The 9,328-nt window shown below is 75.3% G+C and carries 2 protein-coding genes; both read left to right on the plus strand.

The window, feature by feature from the left end; genetic code table 11:
• Nucleotides 1–372 precede the first annotated feature (372 nt).
• Nucleotides 373–8,595, plus strand: coding sequence for an SDR family NAD(P)-dependent oxidoreductase (locus ACZ3KJ_RS35235; RefSeq protein ID WP_467533024.1), 8,223 nt, complete (start codon nucleotides 373–375; stop codon nucleotides 8,593–8,595).
• A 50-nt stretch (nucleotides 8,596–8,645) separates the two neighbouring features.
• Nucleotides 8,646–9,328 (plus strand): beta-ketoacyl synthase N-terminal-like domain-containing protein (locus tag ACZ3KJ_RS35240; protein WP_467533026.1); only part of this gene is annotated, 683 nt, incomplete at its 3' end.

A 9,328-nucleotide genomic window follows, 5' to 3' on the forward strand; every position in this document is an offset into this window, starting at 1 on the left:
GCAACGCACGCACCACCGCCAACCCGATCCCCCGACCCGCGGCCGTCACCACCACCGACTTCCCCGCATACTCCAGATCCACGACCCATACCTCCCGTGTAGTGCGACGCAATTCGCCGAATTGAAGACAGAGATTAATCGGGTGTGCACATCTGTCGTCAATCGACGGCTCACACCCCCCGAACTCGCCCCGTGATGTAGGCCCTGACGTGGGATTTCCTGTCTCTTCTGCGGCGGGAATCGGGCGGTAACGGACCGCTCTCCGGCTGGCCGGGGGCTGCGATTACCGGGGCGTGACCCGCGTCTGTTTAGTCTTTACGCGAATGTGATCAGCTGAATTCGAGACGTTGTCCTCGTTGGGGGATATTAGCGATGCAGGCACAGTCGGGCAGCGAATTCCGGGGCGAGAAAACAGCGGTCGTCGGCCTGTCCTGCCGGCTTCCGGGCGCGGCCGCCCCCGGGGCTTTCTGGCGCCTTCTGCGCACGGGCGGGACCGCGGTCCGGGAGGGGCGGGGCGGACACCTGGAGGGCGTCGACCTGTTCGACGCCGAGTTCTTCGGCATGTCCCCGAGCGAGGCCGCCGCCGTCGATCCGCGGCAGCGGCTGGTGCTGGAACTCGTCTGGGAGGCGCTGGAGGACGCGGCCGTCCGGCCGGACGCGCTGCACGGCAGCCGGACGGGCGTCTTCGTCGGCGCCTCCCGGGAGGACTACGCCGTTCTCGTCGCCCGCGACGGTGGCGGGGCCGACGGCGCCCGCCTCGACCGGGGCACGCTCGCCGACCGCGTCTCCCGCACCCTGGGCCTCACCGGTCCGAGTCTCACCGTGGACACCGCCCAGTCCTCCTCGCTGGTCGCCCTGCACCTGGCCTGCGAGAGCCTGCACAGCGGCGAGTCCACCGCCGCCGTCGTCGCCGGAGTGCACCTCGACCTCCTCGCCGGGCAGGTGCCCGGTGCCCGGACCGACGGCTCCGCGGGCGGCGTGGGGGGCGTGGGCGCCGAGGGCGCCGGCGCCGTCGTCGTCCTCAAACCGCTCGACCGGGCCCTCGCGGACGGTGACCGGATCCACGGAGTGATCGGCGGCAGCGCGGTCCGTCACGACGGTGCAGCCGACGGGTCCGCCGTGCCGTCCGCGCAGGCGCAGCAGGAAGTGCTGCGCGTCGCCTGCGAGCGGGCCGGCGTCCCCGTGGAGGCGCTCCAGTACCTGGAACTGCACGGGCTGGGCGCACCCGCCGACGACCCGGTCGAGGCCGCGGCGCTCGGCGCCGTGATCGGCGGCGACGGCGACGGTCGTGACGGGGCCGACCGGGACGGTGGCGGCCGTGACGGGGTCGGCTCGCCGGCCGTGGGTTCGGTGCGGACGGACCTCGGGCGTCTGGAGAGCGCGGCGGGCGTCGTCGGCATCCTCAAGGTGCTGCTGAGCATGCGCCACCGCTCCCTCCCGCCGATCCCCGGACGACCTGGCCCCGCCGACGGGCACGTCGCGCCGGAGACCTGGGAGACGTTGGGGTCCCCGGAGACCCCGGAGACCCCGGAGACCCCGGAGACCCCGGAGACCCCGGAGCCCCCGGTGCCGTACCCGCTCGGGTCCTGGCCCTTGCCCGACCGCCCCCTGGTGGCCGGGGTGAGCTCGCTGGGCGCGGGCGGGACCACCTGCCACGTCGTCGTCGAGGAGGCCCCGCCCACCCCCGCGGCCGCGGAGAACGCGGAGAACGCGGAGGCCGCGGGTGACGCGGACGAGGGTCTGCCGACCGTCGCCTGGGTGGTGTCGGGCCGCACGCCCGACGCGCTGCGCGGACAGGCGGCGGCCCTGCTCGCCCATGCGGAGAGCAGGCCCGACCTGTCGCCGCGGAACATCGGCTGGTCGCTGGTGACCGGGCGCACCGAGTTCGCCCACCGCGCGGTCGCGCTCGGCGGCGACCGCGGCGAGCTGCTCGCCGCGCTCCGGGAGGTGGCCGAGGGCCACGCCCTGGTGGGGCCCGTCCTGCGGCCGGACGACCGCCGCGTGGTGTTCGTCGTGCCCGGCGACGGCGACGGCGACGGTGCCGGCGAGCGGTGGACGGAGACGGCGACCCGCCTCCACGGCGCCTCACCGGTTTTCGCCGCGCACGTGGCGGACTGCGCGCGCGTCCTGGCCGAGTTCGTCGACTGGGACCTGGACGCCGTGGTGCGCGGCGCCGAGGAGGTGCCCGAGGCCGACCTGCCGGGGGCCGCGGCGCCGCTGGCGTTCGCCCTGACGGTGGCGCTGGCCGAGACCTGGCGCTCCTTCGGCGTGACGCCCGACGCGGTGGTGGGTCTGGCCGGCGGCGGACCGGCGGCCGCCTGCGTCGCCGGCCTCCTCTCCCTGCGGGACGCGGCCCAGGCGGTGGTGTCCGGAACGTGGGAACCGGCCGACGTGGAGCCGCGGCCGGATGCCCTGCCGTGCCATCTGGCGGGCGACGAGGGCCTCCCGGGCGCGCTGCACTCCGTGCTGGCCGACGGCGACGCCGTCTTCGTGGAGGTGTCGGGCCACCCCGTGCTGGCGGCGGAGCTGCTGCGCACGGCCGAGGAACTCGACCGGTCCTGCGCCGTCGTGGGGTCGCTGCGCCGGGGAGAGGACCGGCGCCCGTTCGTGACGTCACTGGCCGAGGCGTACGTCCAGGGACTCCCGGTCGACTGGCGGCGGCTGTTCGACGGCAGCGGCGCGCGCCGCGTGGACCTGCCGACGTACGCCTTCCGCCGCCGCAGCCACTGGCTGCCGGAACTGCCCCGCCGCACGGAACCGGGCCCCGCCGAGCAGCCCCTCCCGGCCGGCGTCCCCGTCCAGGCGGGCCCGCGCCGGTCCCGGCGGAACAGCAGGGAGCTGGCGCGGCTGGTCCTCACCCACGCGGCGGCCGCGCTGGAGGACGAGCGGCTCGGCCCCGCCGACCTGGGCCGGGCCTTCAAGGACCTCGGCCTGGAGTCGCAGGCCGCGCTCGAGGTCCGCAACCGCCTCGCCGAGGCCACCGGTCTGCGCCTGCCCGCCTCGCTGCTGTACGACCACCCCACCCCCGAGGCGGTGGCCGCCTACCTCGAGGCCGCGCAGGCCGAGGCGGCCGGGCAGCCCGGAGAAGAACCGGCACCCGCGACCGCGCCGGTCGGTGCCGCCGCGGGCCACGAACCGGCCGCCGGCCACGAACCGATCGCGATCGTCGGCATGGCGTGCCGGTACCCGGGAGGCGTCTCCTCGCCCGACGACCTGTGGCGGATCGTCGCCGAGGGCCGCGACGTCATCTCCGCCTTCCCCCAGGACCGGGGCTGGAGCGACGGCCTGTACGACCCGGACCCCGAGCGGCCGGGACGCACCTACGTGCGCCACGGCGGATTCCTGCGGGGCGCCGGCGAGTTCGACGCCGCCTTCTTCGGCATCTCCCCGCGGGACGCGCTGGCCATGGACCCGCAGCAGCGACTGCTGCTGGAGACCGCCTGGGAGGCCGTGGAGCGCGCCGGGCTCGACCCGAGGTCCCTGCGGGGCAGCCGCACCGGCGTCTTCGTCGGCGCGATGGCCCCCGACTACGGCCCCCGTATGCACGAGGCCTCCCGGGACGTCGAGGGGCATGTGCTCACCGGCAGCACGGCCAGCGTCATGTCCGGCCGCGTGGCCTACCAGCTCGGCCTGAACGGGCCGGCCGTCACCCTCGACACGGCCTGCTCGTCGTCCCTCGTCGCGCTGCACACCGCGGTGCGCTCCCTGCGCTCCGGGGAGTCCACGCTCGCCCTGGTCGGCGGCGTGACGGTGATGGCCACGCCCGGCATGTTCCTGGAGTTCTCCCGGCAGCGCGGGCTGGCCCCCGACGGCCGGTGCAAGCCCTTCGCGGCCGCCGCGGACGGCACCGCCTGGGCCGAGGGCGCGGGCATGCTCGTGGTGGAGCGGCTCTCCGACGCCCGCCGCCAGGGCCACCGGGTGCTCGCCGTCGTCCGCGGCACGGCCGTCAACCAGGACGGTGCCTCCAACGGGCTCACCGCCCCCAACGGCACCGCCCAGCGACGCGTCATCCGCGAGGCCCTGGCCGACGCCCGGCTCGCTCCGGCCGACGTGGACGTCGTCGAGGCCCACGGCACCGGCACCCGCCTCGGCGACCCCATCGAGGCCGAGGCGATCATCGCGACGTACGGCAGCGACCGCGAGGGCCGCCGTCCGCTGTACCTGGGGTCGCTGAAGTCGAACATCGGGCACAGCCAGGCCGCCGCGGGCGTCGGCGGCGTGATCAAAATGGTCCAGGCGATGCGGCACGGCGTGCTGCCCAGGACGCTCGGCGTCGACGCGCCCACCCCGCACGTCGACTGGAGCGCCGGCACGGTGGAGCTCCTCACGGACGAACGGCCCTGGCCGCACGCCGGGGACCGCCCCGGCCGCGCCGCCGTCTCCTCCTTCGGCATCAGCGGCACCAACGCACACGTCGTGCTGGAGGAGGCGCCCGCGACCGAGGCCCCGGCCGCCGAGCCCGTGCCGGGCGGTCCGGCGATGGTGCCGTGGGTGCTGTCGGGGCGTTCGGCGGACGCCGTACGGGCCCAGGCCCGCCGCCTGCACGACTTCGTCGTGGAACACCCGCAGGTGCGTCCGGCCGACATCGGTCTCTCGCTGGCGACGACACGGACGGCGTTCGAGCACCGGGCCGTGGCCGTCGCCCCGGACAGGGACGGGCTGCTGGAGCAGCTCGCCGCCCTGGCCTCCGGTTCCGCCGGCCCCGAGGTGATCACCGGCCACGCACCCGGCGGCACCACGAGCGTCGCCTTCCTGTTCACGGGGCAGGGGGCGCAGCGGTGGGGGATGGGGCGGGAGTTGTACGGGTCGGTGCCGGAGTTCGCGGCGGTGTTCGACGAGGTGTGCGGCCAGGTGGACGCGGGGTTGGCGCGGCCGTTGAGGGAGGTGGTGTTCGCGGAGGAGGGAGCGGATGCGGAGGGGGTTTTGGGTCGTACGGAGTTCACGCAGCCGGCGTTGTTCGCGTTGGAGGTGGCGTTGTTCCGGCTGTTGGAGGGGTTCGGTGTGGTGCCGGACTTCGTCGCCGGGCATTCGGTGGGTGAGGTGGCGGCGGCGCATGTGGCGGGTGTGTTGTCGTTGGGGGATGCGGCGCGGTTGGTGGTGGCGCGGGGCCGGTTGATGGGGTCGGCGCGGTCGGGTGGTGCGATGGTGGCGGTGCGGGCGGTGCCGGAGGTGGTGGTGGGTGAGCTGGCGGAGTTCGCGGGGCGGGTGTCGCTGGCGGCGGTCAACGGTCCGGACGCGGTGGTGGTGTCGGGTGACGCGGAGGTGGTGGGGGATCTGGAGAAGCGGTGGCGTGATGGTGGCCGGCAGGTGCGGCGGCTGAAGGTCAGTCATGCTTTCCATTCCCCGCACATGGACGGTGTGCTGGAGGAGTTCGAGCGGGTGGTGGCGGGGTTGTCGTTCCGGGCGCCGCGTGTTCCGTTGGTGTCGACGGTGACGGGGGAGGTGTTGTCGGAGCGGGAGGCGTGCTCGCCGCGGTACTGGGTGCGGCAGTTGCGCGACACGGTGCGGTTCTACGACGCGACCCGGCAGCTGATCGCGGAGGGTGTCACCGACTTCGTCGAGATCGGCCCGGACGCCGTGCTCACCGGCATGGTCCAGGGATACGCGGACGGCGCCGCGACCTCGATCCCGCTGATGCGCGCCGGGCGGCCGGAGACCGACACCTTCGTCACCGCCCTGGCCCGGGCCCACGCCCGCGGCGTCCCCGTCGACCTGGCCCCCCTCTTCCCCGGCGCGACACGCGTCGACCTGCCCACGTACGCCTTCCGACGCGGCCACTACTGGCTGACGCCCGCCCCGCGCGCGGACGCGCGCAGCCTGGGACTCGACACGGCGGGGCACCCGTTGCTCACGGCCGTGGTCCAGCCGGCCGACCGCGACGAGGCCGTCGTCACCGGCAGGATCACGCCGGGCGTCCACGGTTGGATCGCGGACCACGTCGTCGACGGCACCGTGCTCCTCCCGGCGACCGCCTTCCTGGAGATCGCCGCCGCCGCGGGCGCGCGGTTCGACACCCCCCAGGTCGAACGGCTCACGCTGGAGGCGCCCCTCGGCCTCGCCCCGGACCGGGGCACCCGGCTCCAGGTCCTGGTGGGCCCACCCGACCGGGAGGGCAGCCGCGCGTTCTCGGTCCACGCACGGCCGGACACCGACGGAGACGAGAACGAGACGCCCGGGACCTGGACCCGGCACGCGGGCGGCGTCCTCACCACCGCCCGCCCCGAGCCGTCCCCGGACGCCTTCCGGGAACTGCGCGACTGGCCGCCCGCCCGGGCCACCGAGATCGAGCCGACCGGTGCGTACGACACGCTGGCCGGCACGGGATACGAGTACGGGCCGGCCTTCCGCGGGCTACGCGCCCTGTGGCGGCGCGGCGACGAACTCTTCGCCGAGGTCGTCCTCCCGGACCGACTCCTCGACGAGGCCGACCGGTTCACCCTGCATCCGGCGCTGCTGGACGCCGCGCTGCACCCGCTCGTCCTCGACACCGCCGCCGACGACCGGGCCGAGGGCCTGATCCGGCTGCCGTTCGACTGGACCGGCGCGGTCCTCCACCGCCCCGGCGGTGCCGTGCTGCGCGTCCGGCTCACCCCCGTCGACGGCGACAAGGCCGCGCTCACCTTCGCCGACCGGCACGGCACGCCCGTCGCGGAGATCGCCTCGCTGACGCTGCGACCGGTCCCCAAGGAGCGGTTCACCCGCTCGCTGGGCATCCGCGAGGAGCGCCTGTACGAGGTGGAGTGGCCCGTCGTCGAGGCGGCGCAACCGGAGGACGGACCGGACGGATCGGAGGACTGGGAGGAGCTCACGGACGACGTCACGGACGACGTCACCGGCGCCGAGACCGCCGTACTGCGGATTCCGCGCCCGGCCGCGCCCTTCACCCCCGAGGCGGCCCACGCCACCGCGGAACGGGTCCTGGGCCTCGTCCAGCGCTGGCTGGAGCGGCCCGGCACCGGGCGGCTCGCCGTCGTGACGCACGGGGCGGTCGCCGCCGCCGACCCGGACGTGGCCGACCTGGCCGGAGCGCCGCTCTGGGGGCTGATCCGCTCGGTGCAGGGCGAGTTCCCCGGCCGGATCACCCTGGTGGACCTCGACCCGGCCGCCGCCGAGGACGACGGCGACCGCCCGCTGCGCGCCGCCCTCGCCCTCGACGAGCCGCAGGTCGCCGTCCGCGACGGGCGGTTCAGGGTGCCCCGGCTGGCCCGCCGGACGGGTGCGCCGGCGGCGGGCGGCGACCTGCCGAAACCGGATCCGCGCGGCACGGCGCTGGTCACGGGCGGCACCGGCGGTCTGGGAGCGCTGTTCGCCCGGCACCTGGTCGTCGGGCACGGCGTGCGGCGGCTGCTGCTGGTGAGCCGGCGCGGCCCCGACGCGCCCGGGGCGGACGAGCTGCGCCGGGACCTGACCGGGCTGGGCGCCGAGGTCGACATCGCCGCCTGCGACGTGGCCGACCGGGAGGCGCTGGCGGCGGTACTGGCCGGCATTCCGGACGACCGTCCGCTGACCGCAGTCGTGCACACGGCCGGCGCCCTCGACGACAGGCCCGCCGAGGCACTCACCCCGGACAGCCTGCACACCGTGCTGCGGCCGAAGGTCGACGCCGCGAGCCATCTGCACGAGCTGACCCGGGACCGGGACCTCGCGCTGTTCGTCCTGTTCTCCTCGATCTCCGGCGTCATCGGCACACCCGGCCAGGCCAACTACGCCGCGGCGAACAGCTTCCTGGACGCGCTGGCCGCCCACCGCAGGGCCGCCGGCCTGCCCGCCGTCTCCCTGGCCTGGGGGCTGTGGGACGCCGCGCACGGCATGGCGGGCACCCTCGGCGAGGCCGCCCTGGAGCGCTGGGCCCGCAACGGCTTCACCCCGCTCGGCCCGGACCAGGGCCTCGCCCTGTTCGACGCCTCGCTCACCGCCGAACACGCCCTGGTGGTCCCGGCCGCGATGCACCTGGACCGGGTGCGCACGGCCCTCGGGCCGACGTCCGCGGTGCTGCGCGGGGCGACGACCCGGGCCGGACAGCGGCACGCGGCCGACGGCACCGGCACCGCGCAGCGCCCCGACGACTGGGCGTCGAAGGTGGCGGGCCTCACCCCCGAGCGGCGGGAGTGGGAACTGACCGAACTGCTGCGCGCCCGGGTCGGCGCCGTCCTCGGCTACGCCGACCCCGGGAGCATCGACGCGGCCCAGCCCTTCCAGGAACTGGGCTTCGACTCGCTGAGCGCGGTGGAGCTGCGCAACCAGCTGAACGCCGCGTGCGGGCTGCGGCTGCCCAGCACGCTGATCTTCGACTATCCCACCGTCGGCACCCTCGCCGCCTACCTGTCCGCCCAACTCGCCACCGCCACCGCCACCGTCACCGGGCCGGCCGCGGTGGGGGACCGGACCGGCGGGACCGAGACCGTCCTCGCCGACCTCGACGCCCTGGAAGAGCGCATCCGGGCGGTCGTCGCCGCGGAGGGCGGCGCGCGGGGGCGGATCGCCGCACGGCTCGTGGAACTGCTCGACGCGTCCGGCGGCACCCTCGCCACCGACGGCGACCTGGCCTCCGCCACGGACGAGGAACTCTTCGCCCTCGTGGACAACGCCGACTGACGGCCCCGACACCTCACCTGTTCGTACGACCTTGGAGCGGTTGGATTCTGATGGCTGACGAGAAGGAACTGCGGGAGTACCTGAAGCGGGCGATCGCGGACGCGCGGGATGCGCGCCGGCGGCTGCGCGAGGTGGAGGACAGGGCGCGGGAGCCGATCGCGATCGTGGGCATGGCGTGCCGCTTCCCCGGAGGGGTGACGACTCCCGGGGAGCTCTGGGACCTGGTGGACGGCGGCGTGGACGCGATCTCGGCCTTCCCCGCGGACCGGGGCTGGGAGGAGGACCTGTACGACCCCGACCCCGACCGGGTGGGCAGGTCGTACGTCCGTGAGGGCGGCTTTCTGCGGGACGTGGCGGGTTTTGAGCCGGAGTTCTTCGGGATGTCGCCGCGGGAGGCGTTGGCGGCGGATCCGCAGCAGCGGCTGCTGCTGGAGACGGCGTGGGAGGCGATGGAGACCGCGGGCGTGGTGCCGGCCTCGCTGCGCGGCAGCCGCACCGGCGTCTTCACCGGCCACATGTACCAGGACTACGGCAGGCGCCCCGACCTCCCCAAGGAGGGCTTCGAAGGCAACCTGGCCAGCAACAGCATGGGCAGCGTGGCATCCGGCCGCCTCGCCTACACGTTCGGTTTCGAGGGGCCGGCGGTGGCGGTGGACACGGCGTGCTCGTCGTCGTTGGTGGGGATCCATCTGGCGGCGACGGCGTTGCGTCAGGGGGAGTGTGATCTGGCGTT

It is taken from the genome of Streptomyces sp. NPDC003248, assembly GCF_055563235.1.